The organism is Bradyrhizobium sp. 4 (assembly GCF_023100905.1).
In the GTDB taxonomy this organism is placed as follows: domain Bacteria; phylum Pseudomonadota; class Alphaproteobacteria; order Rhizobiales; family Xanthobacteraceae; genus Bradyrhizobium.
The window spans coordinates 2,179,021-2,198,302 of record NZ_CP064686.1 but is presented as its reverse complement, the minus strand read 5'-3'; the positions used below and the strand labels follow the sequence as shown (position 1 = coordinate 2,198,302).

14 protein-coding genes and 2 pseudogenes are annotated in these 19,282 nt (G+C 64.1%); 7 read left to right on the top strand and 9 right to left on the bottom strand.

Going from position 1 to position 19,282, the window contains the following annotated elements; translation table 11 throughout:
- Positions 1-25 precede the first annotated feature (25 nt).
- Entirely contained in the window at positions 26-1,471 is a 1,446-nt protein-coding gene (gene xylB, locus IVB45_RS10095; protein ID WP_247360113.1) for a xylulokinase, read from the bottom strand.
- Positions 1,472-1,590: 119 nt separating this feature from the next.
- Between xylB and IVB45_RS10090 the strand changes: the two genes are divergently transcribed.
- The 4 genes from IVB45_RS10090 (at position 1,591) to IVB45_RS10075 (ending at position 6,478) form a co-directional block, all read left to right on the top strand.
- A complete protein-coding gene (locus IVB45_RS10090) occupies positions 1,591-2,844 on the top strand; it encodes an MFS transporter (RefSeq protein WP_247360115.1) in 1,254 nt (417 codons plus the stop codon).
- Positions 2,845-2,868: 24 nt separating this feature from the next.
- On the top strand, positions 2,869-4,062 hold the full coding sequence (locus tag IVB45_RS10085) for a M20/M25/M40 family metallo-hydrolase (RefSeq protein ID WP_247360117.1): 1,194 nt from the start codon (positions 2,869-2,871) through the stop codon (positions 4,060-4,062).
- 74 nt (positions 4,063-4,136) lie between these two features.
- Positions 4,137-5,225 carry a mandelate racemase/muconate lactonizing enzyme family protein gene (locus IVB45_RS10080; protein ID WP_247360119.1) on the top strand — a complete coding sequence of 363 codons (1,089 nt, stop codon included), beginning with the start codon at positions 4,137-4,139 and terminating at the stop codon, positions 5,223-5,225.
- A gap of 104 nt (positions 5,226-5,329) precedes the next feature.
- A complete protein-coding gene (locus tag IVB45_RS10075; RefSeq protein WP_247360121.1) occupies positions 5,330-6,478 on the top strand; it encodes an amidohydrolase in 1,149 nt (382 codons plus the stop codon).
- Between the two features lie 6 nt (positions 6,479-6,484).
- Here the strand turns inward: IVB45_RS10075 and IVB45_RS10070 are convergent, their stop codons facing one another.
- Positions 6,485-6,700 (bottom strand): hypothetical protein, encoded by a 216-nt coding sequence (locus IVB45_RS10070; protein WP_007607539.1) that lies wholly within the window; start codon positions 6,698-6,700, stop codon positions 6,485-6,487.
- Between the two features lie 93 nt (positions 6,701-6,793).
- On the opposite strand from IVB45_RS10070, the gene IVB45_RS10065 reads away from it, so the two are divergent.
- Positions 6,794-7,579: a DUF72 domain-containing protein gene (locus tag IVB45_RS10065; protein ID WP_247360122.1), complete on the top strand. Its 786-nt coding sequence runs from the start codon at positions 6,794-6,796 to the stop codon at positions 7,577-7,579.
- Here IVB45_RS10065 and IVB45_RS10060 read toward each other — a convergent pair.
- Positions 7,576-8,763, bottom strand: a complete 1,188-nt coding sequence (locus IVB45_RS10060; RefSeq protein WP_027568736.1) for a CoA transferase — start codon at positions 8,761-8,763, stop codon at positions 7,576-7,578. The genes IVB45_RS10065 and IVB45_RS10060 overlap by 4 nt on opposite strands.
- Before the next feature lie 165 nt (positions 8,764-8,928).
- Between IVB45_RS10060 and IVB45_RS10055 the strand changes: the two are divergent.
- Positions 8,929-9,815, top strand: a pseudogene (locus IVB45_RS10055) (hypothetical protein).
- A gap of 151 nt (positions 9,816-9,966) precedes the next feature.
- Here IVB45_RS10055 and IVB45_RS10050 read toward each other — a convergent pair.
- The 4 genes and pseudogenes from IVB45_RS10050 to IVB45_RS10035 all read right to left on the bottom strand — a co-directional run bounded on the left by IVB45_RS10050 (position 9,967) and on the right by IVB45_RS10035 (position 15,053).
- Positions 9,967-11,316, bottom strand: a complete 1,350-nt coding sequence (locus IVB45_RS10050) for a carbohydrate porin (protein ID WP_027568734.1) — start codon at positions 11,314-11,316, stop codon at positions 9,967-9,969.
- Between the two features lie 136 nt (positions 11,317-11,452).
- Positions 11,453-12,513: pseudogene (locus IVB45_RS10045) on the bottom strand (ABC transporter permease).
- Positions 12,510-14,036: a sugar ABC transporter ATP-binding protein gene (locus tag IVB45_RS10040; RefSeq protein ID WP_247360126.1), complete on the bottom strand. Its 1,527-nt coding sequence runs from the start codon at positions 14,034-14,036 to the stop codon at positions 12,510-12,512. Before IVB45_RS10040 ends, IVB45_RS10045 begins: the two are co-directional and overlap by 4 nt.
- 51 nt (positions 14,037-14,087) lie before the next feature.
- Positions 14,088-15,053 carry a sugar-binding protein gene (locus IVB45_RS10035; RefSeq protein ID WP_247360128.1) on the bottom strand — a complete coding sequence of 322 codons (966 nt, stop codon included), beginning with the start codon at positions 15,051-15,053 and terminating at the stop codon, positions 14,088-14,090.
- A 255-nt stretch (positions 15,054-15,308) separates the two neighbouring features.
- On the opposite strand from IVB45_RS10035, the gene IVB45_RS10030 reads away from it, so the two are divergent.
- Positions 15,309-16,571, top strand: coding sequence for an ROK family protein (locus IVB45_RS10030; RefSeq protein ID WP_027568730.1), 1,263 nt, complete (start codon positions 15,309-15,311; stop codon positions 16,569-16,571).
- Positions 16,572-17,078: 507 nt separating this feature from the next.
- On the opposite strand, the gene IVB45_RS10025 is transcribed toward IVB45_RS10030, so the two are convergent.
- Together IVB45_RS10025 and IVB45_RS10020 are read right to left on the bottom strand one after the other, a co-directional pair.
- A complete protein-coding gene (locus IVB45_RS10025; protein WP_247360130.1) occupies positions 17,079-17,681 on the bottom strand; it encodes an NYN domain-containing protein in 603 nt (200 codons plus the stop codon).
- Positions 17,682-18,308: 627 nt separating this feature from the next.
- Positions 18,309-18,614, bottom strand: coding sequence for a hypothetical protein (locus IVB45_RS10020; protein ID WP_247360132.1), 306 nt, complete (start codon positions 18,612-18,614; stop codon positions 18,309-18,311).
- Positions 18,615-19,282: the final 668 nt, after the last annotated feature.

Here is a 19,282-nt window from a genome sequence, read left to right as displayed (position 1 = left end):
TTCGCCACATCATCGCGTATCGCGATCAGCGCCGCGGACGGTACAGGCGGCGCCATTCCGGCAGCCGCTCGGCATAGGCCTGCGCAAGCGCGGGCTCAGGCTCGAACGTCTCAACGCGCCGTGGCGCGGTGCAGACGGCGTCGATCGCCTCACCGGTGACGGCGAGGCGGCCGAGCCGCGCCGCACCGAACGCCGCGCCCGTCTCGCCGTCGGCAAAGCGATGCATGGGGATGTTGAGGACATTGGACAGCACCGACAACCAGAACCGCGACCGCGAACCGCCGCCGATGACATCCGCCTCCGCGATCGCCAGTCCTGTCTCGGCAAGCACGTCCCGGCAATCCGCAAGCGCGAAGGCGACGCCTTCGAGCACGGCTTGCACGACCGCGTCACGGTCGGTGGCGTGACTGAGGCCATCGAGCATGCCGCGCACGTCGGGATCATCGTGCGGGGTGCGTTCGCCGGAGAGGTACGGCAGGAAGCTGACCGGCGACGGCGCGCTCGGGCGCAACCCGAGCGGCGCCAGCAGGTCGGCCTCGGGGGTCCCGAACAGCCGCGCGATCCACGCCAGGCACGATGCCGCCGAGAGGATCGCGCCGGCTTGAATCCACCTGCCGGGGACGGCGTGACAGAAGGTGTGCACGACCCGCTCCGGGTTGGCCGCGATCGTCTTGGTCGGCACCAGCAATGCGCCGGAGGTTCCGAGCGAAATGAAGGCTGCGCCGGGATTGACGGCGCCGATGCCGACGGCTCCCGCCGGATTGTCGCCGGCCCCGCCGGCGAGCATCGGTTGCCTGGTCATGCCCCAGCGCTGCGCCAACTCGCTCCGCAGCCGTGCCGCCGGCGCGCAGCCCTCGACTAGGCGCGGCATCTGCCGGCGCGACAGCGCGGTCGCAGCGAGCCCCTCGTCTGACCAATCGCGGCTGACAACATCGAGCCACAGCGAACCCGAGGCGTCCGAAACATCCTCGATCGCCTCGCCCGTCAGCACCAGGCGCAGATAGGCCTTGGGTTGCAGCACGAGTTTTGTCGCCGCGAAGATCTCGGGTTCGTGCCTGGCGACCCACAGCAATTTTGGCGCGGTGAATCCCGGCATCGCCTTGTTGCCTGTCGTCGTCCGCAAGGCGGGCCAGCGTCGCTCCAGCTCGGCGCATTCCGCAAAGGACCGTCCGTCATTCCAGAGAATGCAGGGCCGCAACGGCGTGTGACCGGCGTCGAGCAGCGTCGCGCCGTGCATCTGGCCGGACAGGCCGATGCCCTCGACCTCGGCCAGCTCGTGCGCGTGATCCGCCTTCAGCGCGTCCAGCGTCGCGAAAGTCGCCTCGATCCACTGTGCCGGCTCCTGCTCGCAATGGCCGGGATGCGGCGAGGAGACCGTCAGCGATCGGCTGCGGCTCGCCACCACGCGCTGCGCGTCGTCGACCAGAACGATTTTGACGGCGGAGGTGCCGAGATCGATGCCGAGATACATGATGCTGCTTGCCTTGCGCGTCCAGTCCGCTGCGCGTCCGCGGCCATGGCGGTCCCGATGTTGGCATGCACCCGCCAATCATGTAACCCCACCCGAAACCTTGCCGGGACGCAACGCCCATGACCACCGCCGCCACCCACGACGCGGGAGCCACCCGCGCGCTGATCTTTGCGCTGCTTGCGCTGGCCTGCGGGCACATGCTCTCGACCTTGCTGCGCACCATTCCCGCCGTCAGCCTCGACCTGATGGCGGCGGATTTCGGCATCGAACCCCAGGCGCTGGCGAGCCTCACCTCGGTCTATCCGTTCGCGTTTGCGGCTGCGCAGATCCCGGTCGGTGCGGCGATGGATCGCTTTGGCGTGCGGCCGGTGTCGCTGAGCCTGCTCGCGGGAACCGTGGTCGGCGCCATCGCGTCCGGCTTTGCGTCGGGACCCGAAAGCTTCGCCGTCGGACAGGTGCTGCTGGGCGTTGCCACCTCCGGCATGCTGATGTGCCCGATGACGTTGGCGGCCAAGCAATTGTCGGCCGCGCGCTTCGGGCTGTGGTCGGGCGCGATCCTCTCGATCGGCAATATCGGCATGCTGTTGTCGTCGAGCCCGCTCGCCTTCATGGTCGACACTTACGGCTGGCGCGCCGGATTCTGGATCTCGGCGCTCGGCGGCGTCGCCGTGGCGCTCGCGGTGTTCCTGCTGGTGCCGAGCCAGCCCGCCGAGCACAAGGACGAATCCTCGCCGCTGTCGCAGATGATCGAGGTGCTCAGGCTCGGACTGTCGCGGCCCTTGCGCGGCCTGATCGCGCTGGCGCTGGTGTCGCTTGCGACCTCGCTGGTGCTGCGCGGCCTGTGGGGCGGGCCGTGGCTGATGCAGGTCAAGGGATTGTCGCGGGTCGATGCCGGCAACCAGCTCGGCGCGTTCACGCTGGCGATGATTGCCGGTCCGCTTCTCGTCGGCATGATTGACCGCAGGATCGGCCGCCGCCGTGCGCTGGTGGCGGGAACGCACCTGGTTGGCGCATTGCTGCTGGCGCTGATGGCGCTAGGGGCGCCGCACTACGCGGTCTCCGTGTTGTTCGGCGTGCCCGTGATGCCGCCGCAATACGACCTCGTGCTGTTCGTGCTCATCGGCTTGGCGACCTCGGCGCAGCCATTGCTGTTCGGCATGTCGCGGCAGCTGGTCGACGCGCAAGTGGCAGGCAAGGCGCTCGCGGCGATCAACCTCGCCTTCTTCCTCGGCGCGGCGCTGATGCAGTCGGTCACCGGCGCGGTGGCGGCGTTCGCGGGGCTGCCGGCGGTGCTGCTTTTCATGGCTGCCATGCTTGGCATCGGCGCTCTGATCTTTTTGGTCTACACCTCGCCAAGACCGGCGATAGAGTAGAGTCCTGCATCAAGGGGATATCTCATGCCTGTCGACACCAAAGCCGCGACCGACCGCCTCATGCGCTTTCTCGCCGTTGAGGGCGTCACCGGACAGGAGGCCGCGATCGGGCGTGAGCTCACGGCCGCGCTGAAGGAGAGCGGCGTGCCGGCGAAGGCGATCCGGCTCGACGACGCCAATACCCGCATTCCGGTGCCGACCGAGACCGGCAACCTCATCGTCGACCTGCCCGGCCGCGGCGCGCTGCACAACCAGCCGCGCATCATGTTCATGACCCACATGGATACCGTGCCGCTATGCGCCGGCGCCAAGCCGAAGAAGTCGGGTCGCAAGATCGTCAATGACGCCAAGACCGCCCTCGGCGGCGACAACCGGTGCGGCTGTGGCGTGCTGGTGACGCTGGCCGCCGAGCTCGAAAAGCAGCAACTCGATCATCCGCCGATCACGCTGCTGTTCTGCGTGCGCGAGGAGAGCGGGCTCTATGGCGCGCGCCACGTCAAGCTGGACGAGCTCGGCTCGCCGGTGATGGCCTTCAACTATGACGGCGGCTCGGCCTCCAACGTCGTCATCGGCGCCGTGGGTGCCGACCGCTGGACCGTGGAAATCTTCGGCCGCGCCTCGCATGCCGGCGTCGCGCCGGAGCGCGGCATCTCCTCGACCATGATCATGGCCCTCGCGCTCGCCGATGTGAAGGCCGGCGGCTGGTTCGGCAAGGTGGTCAAGCGCAAGCAGCAAGGCACCAGCAATGTCGGCCCGGTCACCGGCGGCGAAGGGCGGCCTGCGGGCGATGCCACCAATGTCGTCACCGACTACGTGCATCTGCGCGGGGAAAGCCGCAGCCATGACGGAAAATTCTTCAAGGAGATCACGAAAGCCTACAAGGCTGCGTTCGAGAAGGCGGCCAAGAAGGTCACCAACGCGCAAGGCAAGTCCGGCAAGGTCAAGTTCAAGGCCGAGACCGATTACTTCCCGTTCCGCATGAAGGACAACCTTCCCGTCGTCAAACGCGCGGTGGAGGCCGTGTCCGCCGTCGGCGGCACCCCGAACGTGCGCACCGCCAATGGCGGCCTCGATGCCAACTGGATGGTCCGCCACGGTGTTCCGACCGTGACCTTCGGCGCCGGCCAGAATGAGGTGCACACGGTCGACGAGTGGATCAATCTGGACGAATACGATCGCGCCTGCGCGCTGGCCGTGCAGCTCGCAACGATGCGGTGATCTGCCTTGCACGGCGCGCGCTTGCCGGACGGTGCGCGCCGGCCTAGCCTGCAAAGAAAACGCAGGGAGGCCGCATGGCACGCATTTCAAACATCGAGACCGGATTCTACCGGATCCCCCTCCCCGTCATGCTCTCCGACTCGACCCATGGAGACATCGCGGCGTTCGAGCTGATCACCTGCCGCATCCACGATGCCGATGGCGCCGAAGGCGTCGGCTACACCTACACAGTCGGGCGCAATGGCGGCGCCGTCGCCGACATCCTCAAGCGCGAAATCCCGCCGCTGGTCGAGGGCCGCGAGGCCGATGACACCGAGGCGATTTGGCATCAGGTCTGGTGGGCGCTGCATTACGGCGGCCGCGGCGGGCCGGCGGTGCTGGCGCTTTCGGCACTCGACATCGCGCTGTGGGATTTGAAGGCGCGGCGCGCGAAATTGCCGCTGTATCGATTGCTCGGCGGGTTCGATGCGCGCGTGCCCTGCTATGCCGGCGGCATCGACCTCGATCTCTCGGTCGAGGCGCTGCTGGAGCAGACCGACGGCAATCTCGCCAAAGGCTTTCGCGCCATCAAGATGAAGGTCGGCCGGCCCGATCTCAAAACCGACATAGCGAAGGTCTCCGCGATGCGACAGCATCTCGGCGACGGCTTTCCGCTGATGGTGGATGCCAACATGAAATGGACGGTCGAGGAAGCGATCCGCGCCGCCCGCGCGTTGCAACCCTACGACCTCACCTGGCTCGAGGAGCCGATCATTCCCGACGACGTCGCGGGCCATGTCCGCATCATGCAGGCCGGTGGCGTGCCGATCGCGGCGGGCGAGAATTTGCGTTCGCTGTGGGAGTTCAAGAACTACATCGTCGCGGGCGCGGTGTCCTATCCCGAGCCTGACGTCACCAATTGCGGCGGCGTCTCCGCCTTCATGAAGATCGCGCGGCTGGCGGAGGCGTTCAACCTGCCCGTTACCAGCCATGGCGCGCACGACATCACCGTGCACCTGCTCGCGGCCTGTCCGAACCGTTCGTATCTGGAGGCGCACGGTTTTGGGCTCGACAAATATATCGAGCATCCGCTGGTGCTGCAGGACGGGCTTGCGCTCGCGCCGGACCGTCTCGGCCACGGCATCAGCTTCGACTGGGACGGGCTGGCGAAGCTGTCGGCGTAGGCGGGACGCGTTGCTGCACGCGAGGCATTCGCTGACGCCTGATGCAAGCTGCGGTTATTCGGCTATGGTGTTGAGGCCGACACACAAGCTGTGAGATTCCCGCCTTGACACCCGAGCTGCACCAGAAACTGACCGCGTGGCGCCGGCATTTGCATGCGCATCCCGAACTGTCCCTCCAGGAGAAAGCTACCGCCGCCTTCGTGCAGGACAAGCTCACCGAGCTCGGCATTTCCTTCGAGGCCGGAGTTGGCGGCCACGGCATCGTCGCGACCCTGACGCGCGGGCACGCCCAGGGCCGCGTCGGCCTGCGCGCCGACATGGATGCGCTGCCGATCACCGAAGATACGGGGCTGGCCTACGCTTCGCAAAATCCCGGTGTGATGCATGCCTGCGGCCATGACGGGCATACCGCTTCGCTGCTCGGCGCCGCCGCGCTGCTCGCCGCCGACACTAGCTGGAGCGGGACGGTCGATTTCATCTTCCAGCCGGCCGAGGAAGGTTATGGCGGCTCGCGCGCGATGGTCGCGGCCGGGCTGTTCGAGCGCTTTCCGATGCAGCGGGTGTTCGGATTTCACAACTGGCCGGGCCTTGCTGCCGGCACCATCGCGGTCCATGACGGCGTCGTCATGGCCTCCGGCGGGCGCGTCAGCATCACCATCGACGGACACGCCGGGCACGCTGGCATGCCGCATCTGACCCGCGATCCGGTGATGGCGGCCGGCCATTTGATCGTGGCGCTGCAATCGATCGTCTCACGCAGCGTCGATCCGCTCGACACCGCCGTGCTCTCGCTCTGCACGCTCGAAGGCGGCACGGCACGCAACCAGATCGCCGGACGCGTCTCGATCGGCGGCACGCTGCGTTACCATCGCAATGCGGTGAAGGACACCGTCGTGGCGCGGATCGAACAGATCTGCGCCGGGATTGCCACGAGCTTCGGCGTCAAGGTGACGCCCGAGATCGTCATTGGCGTCGGCGTGGTGATCAACACGCCGGCCGAGGCGGATCTCGCGCGCCTCGCCGCGGACAAGGTGCGGGCCGAGTTGCGGCGCGACCTCGCGCCCAGCATGGCCGGTGAGGATTTCGCCCACTTTCTCTCGCGGCGCCCCGGCGCCTTCGTCTGGATCGGTAATGGCGAATTGCGTGATGGCGCCGAGCTGCACGGCCCGCGCTATGATTTCAACGACGCGATCCTGCCGGTGGCATCAGGCTGGATGGCAGAAGTCGCCAAGGCGGTGCTGGCCTCGAACTAGGCCCGCTCAGGAGATCTCGCGCGGCAGCTTCCAGCCCGGCTTCGGCTCGAACGTCTCCTCGACCTGCGCGACGTGATAGCCGGCAGGCAGAAGCCTGCCGCCCTCCTCGTCCGCGACCGGCACGTCGGTCACCAGCCCCTCGATCAATGCGGCTTCCCACACCTCCTTCTCGGAGGGAAAGGGGTCGCCGATCTGCTTGTTGCCTTCGAACAGCGCGTACATCGGTTCCGGTCCTGCGTTGATCAAGCTCACGAGCAACGTATCGGCCGCACGGACGTTCCCATCCGGCAAATGCAACGGATGGACACTGCAAACATGGCGCGCGTTCTGATCGGAACTTCCGGCTGGCATTACGCCTCCTGGCGAGGCCCGTTCTTTCCCGAGGGCGTGACGCTGAAGCAGCAGCTGAGCTATTACGCCGGGCAGTTCGACACCACCGAGCTGAACGGAGTGTTCTACCGCACCCCGACGCCCGAGGCCGTCAAGGGATGGCGAGACCAGACCGGCCGCGATTTCGTCTTCGCCTGGAAGGCCTCGAAATTCATCACGCATTGGAAGCGCCTGTCGGATCGCTCGGTGAACAGCCTCGAACTGCTCGAGGATCGCATCTCACGGCTCGGCGGCAAGGCCGGCCCGATCCTGTTCCAGCTGCCGCCGCAATTCGAAGCCGACGCGGACCGCCTCGCCGGCTTCTTCAAGCTGTTGTCGCGGAAGCGGCGTTACAGTTTCGAATTCCGTCATCCGAGCTGGTATCAGCCGCGCATCTTGCGGATGCTGGCCGACGAGAACATCTCGCTGTGCCTGTCCGACCATCACGACGCGCCGGCGCCATGGAAGCGCACGGCGGATTTCGTCTATGTGCGCGGACACGGACCAAGCGGGCGCTATCACGGGCACTATACGAAACCCACGCTCGCGCAATGGGCGCGGCGCATCAAGTCCTGGAAGCGGCAGGGCTGCGACGTCTACGTCTATTTCGACAACGACCAGAAGAGCGCGGCGCCCGCCGATGCACAGGCGTTGAAGCAATTGCTCAACTTGCGGCAAAGCGCGGCGATCACAACGGCAAGCCGCCAAGCAGGTGCCATTGTTCACCGCTAGACGATGCCGCCTTGCCGGAGCGCCGCGATCGCGGCCTTGTCGTAGCCGAGCTCGGTCAGGATAACATCGGTATGCTCGCCGAGCGTGGGCGGGCGCGTCGCGATTTTGCCGGGCGTTTCCGACAGGCGGACGGCGGCCCGCGCCACCGGTGCGGGCTTCGGCAGACCTGGATAGTCGACGTCCTGCATGAATCCGGCGGCGCGGACGTGCGGATGATCCAGCGCTTGTTGCGGGCTCAGCACGGGGCCGGTCGGAATCATGGCCTTGCCCAGGGTGTCGACGGCTTCCTGCGTGGTGCGCTCGGCGCACCAGCGCGCCATCCGCTCGCTGATGACAGGGCCGTTGTTGCCGCGGCTGATGTCGTCGGCAAAGCGCGGATCGTTCAGCCAGACCTCCTCCTCGCCCATCAGTTTCGCCCAGCGCTTGAACAGCGGATGCCCCGTGACCTGGCACAGGACCCAGCCGTCCCTGGTGCGGTAGATGTCGGCGGGCGCCGCGGTCTGGCCGAGATTGCCTGTCGGCACCCGATTGACGTTGATGACGGCCTGCTCGATCAGCGTCGCGTTGGTGAAGGACAAGGCGGTTGCCAGCAATGCGCCCTCGACGATCTGCCCGCGCCCGGATTTGCCGCGCTCGATCAGCGCGGCGAGCGTGCCGAACGCGCAATGCAGCGCGGTCCCGAAATCAACCCAGTTGACCGCGGCCCGGTAGGGCGGATCGCCGGCGCCCGTCATGTACACCGAGCCCGACATCACCTGGCCGACGCCGTCGAAGCCGACGCGGTCGGACCATGGCCCCGGCCCGCCGAACGCGGTGGCGGTCGTCAGGATGATGTCCGGCTTGATCGCCTTCAGCGAGTCGTAGTCGAGCTTCATCGCGCGCAAGGTCTGCGGCGGCAGATTGGCGACGACCACGTCCGCGGTCGCAATCAGGCGGCGCATCACCTCCTGCCCTTCCGGCTTCATCGGATCGAGCGTGAGGCACTTCTTGTTGCGGTTGACCTGAAGGAACAGCGCACCTTCGCCGTTTTCGCCGACCGGCGCCACGAAGCGATCCTCGCTGCCGTCGCGCTTCTCCACGCGAATGACCTCGGCACCGAATTCGGCCAGCAAGGTCGCGCAATAGGGCCCCGCGATATAGCGCCCGAAATCGAGAACCCGGACGCCGTCCAGAACCCCTCCCATCGATCTCTTTCCTTTGTGCTTTTCATCAGCTTACAGGGATTGGCATTTGCGGCAAGGTGGCAACGGAGACCATGTCCACCCTCGAGAGTGATCGGGCGAATCATTTCGACTGGCGGAAATTGTGCTCTAGTATGGACCTGTCCCTCCCCGATCAGAGCCTTGTCCATGCCGCAACAATTCGATCGATCCAAAGAAGATCTCGGCAACGCGATCCATCTCGAGCACGTCAACATCCAGGTCCCGGACCAGCGCTTGCCACGCTGTTCTATGTCGCAGGCCTTGGGCTCACCCGCGATCCCTATCTGATGGTGTCCGACACCAATATGTGGATCAACGCCGGACGAAGTCAGTTTCATTTGCCGAGCGGCCGGCCGCAGGTGCTGCGCGGTCATGTCGGGCTGGTCATCGCGGGCCGCGAGGCGTTGCTGGCGCGATTGGCGTCGGTCGCCAAGAAGCTCGAGGGCACCGCGTTCGCCTTCACCGAGCACAACGACCATGTCGAGGCGATTTGTCCGTGGGGCAACCGCTTGCGCTGCTACGAGCCCGACGCCGCGCGCTTCGGCCGCGTCGCGCTCGGCATTCCCTATGTCGAGTTCGACGTGCCGGTGGGATCCGCCCCGCGCATCTGTGCCTTCTACCCCGAGATCATGGGCATGCCATCCGAGTTGCGGAACGGCGACGGCACGGTTGCCGCCGTGAAGACCGGCCGCGACCAGCATTTGTTGTTTCGCGAGACCGATCGGCCGCAAGGCGACTATGACGGCCACCATGTGCAGATGTACATCACCGATTTCTCCGGCCCTTATCGCAAGCTGCTGGCGCGCGATCTGATCTCGCGCGAGGACAATCAATATCAGTACCGCTTCTGCGACATCGTCGATCTCGACAGTGGCGAGCCGCTGTTCACGGTCGAGCACGAGGTTCGCAGCGCCACCCATCCGATGTTCATGCGGCCGATGGTCAATCGCAATCCGGCGCTGAACAATCGCAACTACGCATCCGGCCACGATCAATCTCTTTGGGCGATGGGACCGGACCAGTACGAGGGATAGGTGATCACCAAGTCCCGCGCCTGGCCGCAGCAACGTCGTAATGACCGAAGTCGCGGCCGGGCGGCTCCGCTGAGTGGAGCCGCCACATGTTGCGTGCGCTCCGGTGGGACGGGCATGCCCCACCTTTAGCATCAGACGGGTGAGCGTCCCGTCAGAAGTGGACCTCGGTGCGCATGCCAAGAACCACGGCGTTATCGGTCTTCACGCCCACCGCGTTATAGCCGCGCCCACCGGGATTGATGACATACTGGGCGTCGAACTTGAGGTTCAGCCAGCCGGTTGCCTGCCATCCGTACCAGACTTCGAGCGGCACTTCGTTGCCGCCGGCGTTGGGACTGAGGGCAGCCGTGTTCACGTGGGTCGTTCCCACCGCGAAGCCGACTTCGTCCTGGGGACGCCACGAGAACGTTCCGGTATGCCTGAAGCCCAGGGCGATCTGGTAATCCTGGTACGACGTCCGATGATCGGCGACGGTGGTATTGAGGAAGGTATACCAACCCTGCGCGCCCGGACCCTCGACGGTCAACCGCTGCAGGATCGACTCGTAAACGCCGAAGCGGCCGCGTTGATCACTGATATTTTGATCCGGGACGCCACCGACGCCCGGGATGGTGCTGATAACACCCGGAAGACCGCCATCAATGGAGGAGGCGCTGTCGTACCAGCCGCCAAGTCTCCAGGTCCCGGTCAAGGGGCCCTTCGGCGCCCAGACCAACTCCACCGGCACCATCACGCCACTGGCGCGATTCGAGGCGGGAATGCCGGGCAGGAAGTAGACGCCCGGGTCTGACGTCGTCAGGTAACCCGGATTGGCATCGTAGACACCGACCGACACCGTGAATTCCGGCGCGATCTTGTAATGCACGACACCGGCCCACTGGCTCACCGGCCAATTGTAGATGTAGCCGCCCTGGATGTTGCCGGGCTGGCCGCCGCAGAAGGTCAGGTTGATGAACTCGCAGAGACCGAAGAAGAAGTCGGAGCCGACCGGAAGACGGCCGCCCTTGAGTTCAAGGCGGTCATCGAAAAGCTTCTGCGAGTAATAGAGCTGCGTCAGGCGCAGAATATTGCCGCGGCCGAACACTTCGTTGGTCAGCTGCAAGGCGGGAATGTCCGCTTCGGTATTCAGGTTCTTGCCGAAGCGGTCGACCAGCGTGAGACCGACGGTGCCGCCGGGGATGCCGGCGAGTTTTCCCATATCCAGCTTCGCGCCGAACCACAACTGACCGGCGTTGGCTGCGGTGTTCCTGCTTCCACCCGAGAGGTTGCCGACGGATTCGTTGCCGAGCGTCAGGCCCAGCTCGATGCCCTGTTCCTTCAGCTTGGTCCTGCCGAGATCGCCGAACAGATACGGCCGCGTCCAGAAATCGTCAGCCGTACCATACGGAACAGGTGCAGCTTTCGTCGAAAAATCGGCCGCATATACTCCACCGCAAAACAGCGATGAGAAAGCAATCCCCACACCGCACACCCCTGCGGTGTTTATAAACCTGCGCAACATTTTACTCGTCCTCCCGCCGTCTCAGGCTTTGCTTGTTTCGCCTCACGTCCCTGCCCAAAGCCCTCGAGCCTGGAACGCACTCCCTCCCCAGCGGCCGCCGACCAGGCAGCCTTGTGTCAACTGGAGCCTGGATCCGTCATGCCCGATCACCCGTTCTCGCCGGCAACGCATCCGCGGCGCGCGGTGACGCGCCCTGGACTTGATCGGCCAATGTCGATTTCGGCGCGGCGCGGGCGACGCCGGCCAGTGCCCGCTTGCGCCGCCGTCGCGCCTGCAATTGCTGATCCGCCAACACGCCGATCAGAATCACCGTGCCCATCACCGCGAAATTCAGCGAATTGGGAATGCCCAGGATGTTCACCAAGTTCTGCAACACCTGCAGCAGCGCCGTGCCCAGCACGATGCCGAGAATAGACCCCTCGCCGCCGCGCAAGCTGCACCCGCCCAGGACGGCGGCCGCGATCGCGTAGAGCTCGTAGAAATTGCCGAAGAGCTCGGCGAGACCGAGTTCGTGTAGAACACGAACAAGACCGTCGAAACTCCGGCGAGCCCGCCGCTGATGATATAGGCGGTTGCGATCACGAAGTTCGTGCTGATGCCCGAGAAGCGCGCGGCTTCCTCGTTCTTGCCGACGGCATAAAGCCAGCGCCCGTAGACCGAGCGGTGCAGCAGCACGCCGAGGATCAGCGCAAGGATGATCAGGAGGATGAAGGTGTTCGGGATTCCCGCCACATTGCCCGAAGCGATGTTGCTCAGTGTCGCCGCCTCGTCGCCGTAACCGAAGCCGCGGGTCGAATCGCTCGTGTAGTAGCGGGCGGCGCCGCGATAGATCAGCAAGCCACACAGCGTCACGATGAAGGGCTGCATCTTCAGCCGGGTGATCAGGAACCCCTGGATGCCGCCAAGCACCAGCCCGCCCAGCAGCACGGCCACGAGCGCCAGGGGCCACGGCACCTCGTAGGTCGTCAGAAGGTCGACGAACACGACGCCGAGCAGCGCAAACATCGAGCCGAGCGACAGGTCGATGCCGCCGGTGATGATCACGAGCCCCTCGCCGAGCGCGAACACACCGAACAGGCCGATCAGATTGGCCATGTTCAAGAGGTTCACCAGCGACAGGAAGGCGGGATTGATCGCGCCCGTGATGGCGGCGATCACCACCAGCAGCAATCCCAGACCGAGCTCTTTCCTGATCATGGCGCGGCCGCTTCCGCGGTTTCGAGCGCCTGGCCCATGGCCAGTCGCAATACGTTGTATTCGCTGAACTGCTCCCGCTCGAGCACGCCGCTGACGCTGCCTTCATGCATCACCGCCACGCGGTCGGAGACTCCGATAACCTCCTCCATGTCCGAGGAAATCATCACGATCGCGACGCCTTGGTCGGCAAGCTCGCGCATCAACGCGTAGATCTCGCCCTTGGCGCCGACGTCGATGCCGCGGGTCGGCTCGTCGAAGAACATCACGCGCGGCTGCATGGACAGCCATTTGCCCAGCACGACCTTCTGCTGGTTGCCGCCGGAGAGCGTCACCACCTCCATGTCGATGCTTGGCGCCTTGATGGAGAGGCGCCTGACCTGCTCTTTCGCAACCTTGCGCTCGGCTGCGCCGCTGACCAGCCACATCCGCGCATGATCCAACAGGCTCGCCAGCGTCATGTTCTCGCGGATCGGCAATTCCAGCACGAGCCCGGATTTCTTGCGGTCCTCCGGCACCAGATAGATGCCTTGGCTGATCGCGTCGCGCGGCGACGCGACAGCGACCGGTGCGTTGTCGATCCTGATCTCGCCGCCCAGCAGCGGGTCAATGCCAAACGCTGCGCGGGCAAGAGAAGTGCGGCCGGCGCCCACGAGCCCCGCCAAGCCCAGGATCTCGCCATGCCGCACGGAAAGATCAACCTGCCGGTCGGGGAAGGCTGATGTCACGACGCCGACGATATCGCAGCCGCCCGGCTGCGGCGCCTGTTTCGGCGGGGTATGCAGCGCTTTCAGGTCGCGGCCGATCATCAGCCGGATCATTGCGGCGTGGCTCAGCTGGTCCCGCGCCAACTCGCCAACAGTGCGCCCGTCGCGCAGCACCACGACGCGGTCAGCGCAGGTCATGATCTCGCCGAGCCGGTGAGAGATATAGATCACCGAAATGCCGTGCGCCTTCAGATCGGCAATCACTTCCAGCAGCCGTTCCGTCTCCGAAATCGTCAGGCTGGAGGTCGGCTCGTCCATGATGATCACGCGGGCGTCGATCGAGAGCGCCTTGGCGATCTCCACCATTTGACGCTCGGCGATGGAGAGGTCTTCGACCAGCGTATCCGGCGCGAAATCGGCACCCAGCCGCTCCAGCAGCGGCGTCACGCGATCACGCATCTCGGCATTGTCCACCAGCTTCAGCGGCCCGCCCATCAGCTTCTCGCGCCCGATAAACACGTTGGCTGCGACGTCGAGATTTTCGAACAGGTTCAGTTCCTGGTGCACGAAGGCGATGCCGGCCTGCGTTGCCTCGGTCACCGTCACACGTGCATGGTCGGTGCCGCCGATGCGGATCACGCCCTCGCTCGGCGCGATCACGCCGCCGAGCACGCGCATCAGCGTCGACTTGCCGGCGCCGTTCTCGCCGATCAGGCCCACGACCTCACCGCGATTCACGTGCAAACTGACGTCATCGAGGGCCATGACCCCGGGATAGGATTTGCTGATCCCGGCGAGTTCGAACAGGATTTCCGCCATTCATTTCCTCCCGCACGACGCCCGGCGGCCGTGCCGCCGGGCGCCTGATACTCACTTCTTGAGGAGGTTCTTCATGTCTGCGGTGAACGCCGCGACGTTGGCCTTGCTGATCACCTTGGTCGGCACGATCAGCTTGCCGCCCGCCGGGATCCAGGACTTATCGCCGTTCAGCGTCTTGATGATGTTGGTGGCGGAGAGATAGCCGAACTCGTAGGGCTGCTGCACCACCGTCGACTCGATCGTGCCGTCGGAAACACCCCGCAGCGTGCGCTGGTCCTCGTCGAAGCCGACGATCTTCACCTTGCCGGCCTTGCCCGCCGCCTTGACCGCGTCATAGATCAGCGGTGTCTCGTAGCTCCAAAGCCCGGACAACAGCGCGATGTCGGGATATTTGACCAGCACGTTCTCCATGTTCGCCTTGGCCTTGGCGAAGTCCACCTGATCGGTGAACACGTCGACCAGCTCGACCTTGGTGCCGGCGATCGCGTCCTTGATGCCCTGCACCCGCTCGCGGGCATTGTCCGCGTCCATCGTGCCGACGAACAGCGCGATCTTTCCGCCGTTCGGCAGCGCCTTCTTGATTTCTTCGCCAGCCTGCCGCCCGGCCGCGACGTTGTCGGTACCGATATAGGCGAGACGATTACTCTGCGGCGCGTCGCTGTCCGTCGTGATCAACACGGTCTTGGCCGCAACCTTGTTGAGCTCTTCGGTTGCGTGCGGCGCATCGTCGACCGAGATCGAGATACCGGCGACGCCGCGCACCAGCAGGTCGTCCAGCTCGCGCCGCTGACCCGCCGCGGTTGCTTCGTTCGTGACGATCAACTGGATGTCGTATTCCGGGTGCTCCTTCTGAGCCTTTTCGAGCCCGCGGCCGGCGATGGTCCAGAAATCGGCCGCGGCATTGGTCACCAGCGCGATGGTCTTTTTCTGCTGGGCCTGCGCCGCCCCCGTGGCAAGCGCCAGCGCAGCTGCGGTCGCAAACAGCGACACCATGAGTTTCTTGATCGATCCGTTCATGTACACCTCCCTTGGTCACCCCGGGTCAGGGGTTTCACAGCGCTTATGCGCCATCTTTTATTTACGTCGCGAACAAATGCCGCAGGGCAAACCAGCCGGATCAGGATGTACTTGCCCCTTCTTCAAGTCTAAATAGTACAGATGGTACGATAATAGTAAATATGGCTGCTGAAAACCGAATCCGATTGTGCTTTTCCGGTCACACGGGCATCTCATCCTCTCCATTAAATTTACGTGATGAATTAAAGAGGCAGCATGGTTGACCAAATTGAGCCGTCCAGACGCGTGTCGAACACGGCCCGCGAATCCAACCGCGGCCGGCTCGTCGACGTCTTGCGACGCCAGGGGCCGCTGCCACGCGTGGCGCTCGCCCGGAGTACAGGCCTGAGCTTCCCGGCTGTTTCCGGCCTGACGTCGCGGCTGATCGCGGAAGAGCTGCTGTGCGAGACCGAGACGGCGGCAACGCCGTGGTCCGAGGACGGCGAGGAAGAGGATGCGGACGGACCGAATGGCCGTCGCCGCGGCCGGCCGGCCGTGCTGCTGACCCTGAACCCGGAGTTCGGGCGCATCGTCGCGATCTCCGTGCGCATGAACCTGATCGAGACGCTGATCGCGGATTTCCGGGGCTCCGGCGTGGCGCAGTCGCGACTTGCACTGTCGACGCGCGCGCTCGATGCAGGCGCGCTGCGCGATCTCGTGATCGCGCAGATCAATGCGCTGCTCGATGCGACGGAGACGCCGCGCCATCGGCTGTTGGGAATCGGGATCGCGCTGCAAGGCATCGTGAACGTCGACACCGGCACGACGCTGTGGAGTCCCGCGCTGTCGATCACCGAAGTCGATCTGGCGACGCCGATACGTCAGGCGTTCGGGGTCGAGGTCGTGATGGCGAACGACGCTGTCGCGGTCGCGCTCGCCCTCACGGCCGCCGAACCGGCATTGGCGGAAGGCCTCTCGGCCACGATCATGGTCGGTCACGGCATCGGGATGGGCGTCGTTGCCGATGGTGAAGCACGCTGGGGCGCCGGCAGCGAGATCGGCCATGTCAAGCTGGCGCCGGACGGCCCGCAATGCCGTTGCGGCCAGCGCGGCTGTATCGAGGCTTATCTTGCTGATTATGCGCTCTACCGCGACGCCCGCACCTTTCTCGATCTGCCGCCGGCGGACTCGCAGCAGCCGTCCGAGGGACAGATGGCCTTGCTACGCGAGCGCGCACTGGGCGGAGATCCACGTCTCGAGCACCTGTTCCTGCAGGCGGGTCGCGCGCTCGCCGAGGCCGTCGCAGCAACGATATCCGTGCTGCGACCGCACCACGTCATCCTGGCGGGTCCAGGCTTGATGGCCTTCGACATGATGCGCCACGCCTATGAGGAGCGGCTCGAGCAGGCGGTGTTGCCATGGCTGCTCAGGTCCACGGCGATCCATCTGCGTCCAAGCGAGTCGGCGGTCATTGTCGAGGGCATGGTGCGACGGACGCTGCGGGTCGTGGACCAAAACCACATGGAAGCGACCGAGTAGCCACCGCGAGCTAAGCACTGGCTGGCGACGCAGTGCAGTTCGCACCGGTCTCCGTTCTAAATTCCCTGGAAACAGGGAATTTTGCAGGGAAATAACGGCCGCGGGGGTCTGTCTAAGAGGGCGCGGATCCGAAAAGGCCGCAAAAATAGCGTATCCACTCCCAATTCCCTAAGCTGATAACAGGGAAAATGTCCAAATGAACAGCGTAAAAAATCGCGTTTACAGCGAACCGCACACGTCAACACCAACGAACAAATCAGCGCGTTACCTGGACCTGGATGTAGCTCTGCGCCAGCTTTGATGGGTAGCTGAATCGCTCAGGTTTCATCTGAGAGCCGCCTTGCGGCGTCTTCTTTGCGCGATGCCAAATTGGCACGACCGGATCCAGCCCTTCAGCCAACGCACCTAGTTAAAGTCCGCTTACGGGCGGGCGGTAGAAACCCGTAGGTGCCACGTGTAGCGCGAAAGCGTTCCTGGCCGACCTCTCCAGTCGCATTCGCCGGTCGTTTAGTCGAGGGAATCGTTTCCCTTCGGCTCCTGCAAGAATTTAGGCAACCGGTCGCGCGGGGCGGGGCGTTCGGATGGGTCACGGCCGAGCTTGGATTGCAGCTCGACGAGGTCGGTGAAGACATCGGCCTGGCGGCGCAGCTCGTCGGCGATCATCGGCGGCTGGCTGGCGATGGTAGAGACCACCGTGACCCGCACACCGCGGCGCTGCACGGCCTCCACCAGGGAGCGGAAGTCGCCGTCACCGGAGAACAGCACCATCTGGTCGATGTGCCCGGCGAGCTCCATGGCGTCCACGGCGAGCTCGATGTCCATGTTGCCCTTGACCTTGCGGCGGCCGGACGCGTCGATGAATTCCTTAGTCGCCTTGGTGACGACGGTGTAGCCGTTGTAGTCGAGCCAGTCGATCAGCGGCCGGATCGACGAGTACTCCTGATCCTCGATGATCGCGGTGTAGTAGAACGCCCTAAGCAGCGTCCCGCGGCTCTGAAACTCCTTCAGCAGGCGCTTGTAGTCGATATCGAAGCCCAGAGTTTTTGCCGTCGCGTAAAGATTGGCTCCATCGATGAAGAGCGCGATCTTGTCGGTAGGTGAGTGGGACATCTGTCCAGGCTTTCGGTGGAGCAACTCGGGCTTAAAGCATCCCGAAAATTTGCGACGCGTAGGTTTGGTCGCATTCTATATGGAGGGCTACCGGAGATCGTCGAGTAGCCGCAAACATTTAAGCCTCAAATAATATCAGGCCTGTGCGGGCGTGGAACTCTACCATTACCCGAAAGTTCTCCCTGTCAAAATTGTAATGTATCCTCGATTTCCAAGTGCGTATTGAAGGTTTGCCTGATGAACGCCGGCGATTTTGCTCTCTTTGATCTGTCCATACAGAGACGGGGTCGTGGCTGGCGATGGGTAGTCATTGACCGGTCAGGCAACCCTTTGTTGACTGGGAGCGAGTGCAGCAGGACTGCAGCTCGTTACAAGGCCACCAGGGCAATCTTCCAAATGTTATTGACGGCTCCGTATCGAACTCAAATCTCTCCAGCAGCCTGCTCGCTCGCCTCGAAGATTGAGGCGCCACGCACCTCCCTAGACTCAGGGAGAAGGCGCGGGTTGAGATCGAAGGGCTAAAAGGCGACGCGCCGGTCTAACGAGCTGCGTGCCGGCAGAAGATTGCCTATAAGGTCGAAGTTGATCAGAGGCGCGCGGTAAGAGCAGCGGAAACGGCGCATCTAATCACTGCATTTTGCGCCCGAGGTCTCTCAGGAGGGAGTGGAGAAAATCACTCGCATGGTCGTACCGCGCGCCGCCGCTCGCGATTTCACGAGCCCGCGGCTCCACTACACTACCGACGGCTTCTGGACCGAGTAGATCAGCTTTCTCAGACCATTGCTGCAGCAGGCGATCGGGAATGTATTCCGCAGACCCGAACAACGTCAAAAGGCATTCCTCGGCTTCGGCTTTGTGATCGTGATGAGCTTTCGCCCAGTAGAGAGCGAATAGTCCACGAAAAGCATCACGGGAAACGGCTGGTTTTGCCATTGCAATGTCCCCGCAGGAATTGAACGCGAAACGAAGAGGCCACCTAAAGGCGGCCTCAAGAGTTTATCAGTCGATCTAAATAACACGTACTAAAACGCCTGCCGCAGCGTTGCCGTTGCTTCAGAACCCGGGTGTAAATAGATGAGAGATGAACGCGCCGGCCCGGTTACAGGAGCATGCCAAGTTGCTTCGCTTCTGCCAACAAGAATCTGACGACTTCCGGGAAATTTTGGCAATCCCAAGCCTATGTTAGCTTAAGTGACGAACGCACCGAGCCGTTTGGCGAGCCAAGTATCATGATGATCCATCAAGTTACGTGCTCGACGAACTCGGCAATGCATTGAGTTTGGACCTGGACAGGCTGCGCGGCCGAGGTCGAAACAAAGGAAACGGGCCGCTGCGATAGTGGACGAACACCCCGTGGAATTATGGTGCGATGGTCGGCGCCTCGCCTGTTTGCAGACGCAGCTGGACTAGTGCTTGTACTCAAAATCCCGATCAGCCCGCAGCACGGAGGCAGAGCCTCATCGTCCAGTTCGTTTTTGAGACCGGACACGGCCAGAGGAAGATGTCCCTTAAAGCGCCACTAGGTTGGTGGCCCCCCGCACGGCATCGCCAATTCCGGTGTGTGGCCCATAGCTGACCTGCCGCGAGCAACGGGTCCGGGA

Coding starts and splice junctions, on each gene's coding strand:
- IVB45_RS10030 (WP_027568730.1), top strand. CDS start 15,309: ATGGTTGACCAAATTGAGCCGTCCAGACGCGTGTCGAACACGGCCCGC.
- IVB45_RS10040 (WP_247360126.1), bottom strand. CDS start 14,036: ATGGCGGAAATCCTGTTCGAACTCGCCGGGATCAGCAAATCCTATCCC.
- IVB45_RS10090 (WP_247360115.1), top strand. CDS start 1,591: ATGACCACCGCCGCCACCCACGACGCGGGAGCCACCCGCGCGCTGATC.
- IVB45_RS10035 (WP_247360128.1), bottom strand. CDS start 15,053: ATGAACGGATCGATCAAGAAACTCATGGTGTCGCTGTTTGCGACCGCA.
- IVB45_RS10080 (WP_247360119.1), top strand. CDS start 4,137: ATGGCACGCATTTCAAACATCGAGACCGGATTCTACCGGATCCCCCTC.
- IVB45_RS10060 (WP_027568736.1), bottom strand. CDS start 8,763: ATGGGAGGGGTTCTGGACGGCGTCCGGGTTCTCGATTTCGGGCGCTAT.
- IVB45_RS10025 (WP_247360130.1), bottom strand. CDS start 17,681: ATGTCCCACTCACCTACCGACAAGATCGCGCTCTTCATCGATGGAGCC.
- IVB45_RS10085 (WP_247360117.1), top strand. CDS start 2,869: ATGCCTGTCGACACCAAAGCCGCGACCGACCGCCTCATGCGCTTTCTC.
- IVB45_RS10050 (WP_027568734.1), bottom strand. CDS start 11,316: ATGTTGCGCAGGTTTATAAACACCGCAGGGGTGTGCGGTGTGGGGATT.
- xylB (WP_247360113.1), bottom strand. CDS start 1,471: ATGTATCTCGGCATCGATCTCGGCACCTCCGCCGTCAAAATCGTTCTG.
- IVB45_RS10065 (WP_247360122.1), top strand. CDS start 6,794: ATGGCGCGCGTTCTGATCGGAACTTCCGGCTGGCATTACGCCTCCTGG.
- IVB45_RS10020 (WP_247360132.1), bottom strand. CDS start 18,614: ATGGCAAAACCAGCCGTTTCCCGTGATGCTTTTCGTGGACTATTCGCT.
- IVB45_RS10070 (WP_007607539.1), bottom strand. CDS start 6,700: ATGTACGCGCTGTTCGAAGGCAACAAGCAGATCGGCGACCCCTTTCCC.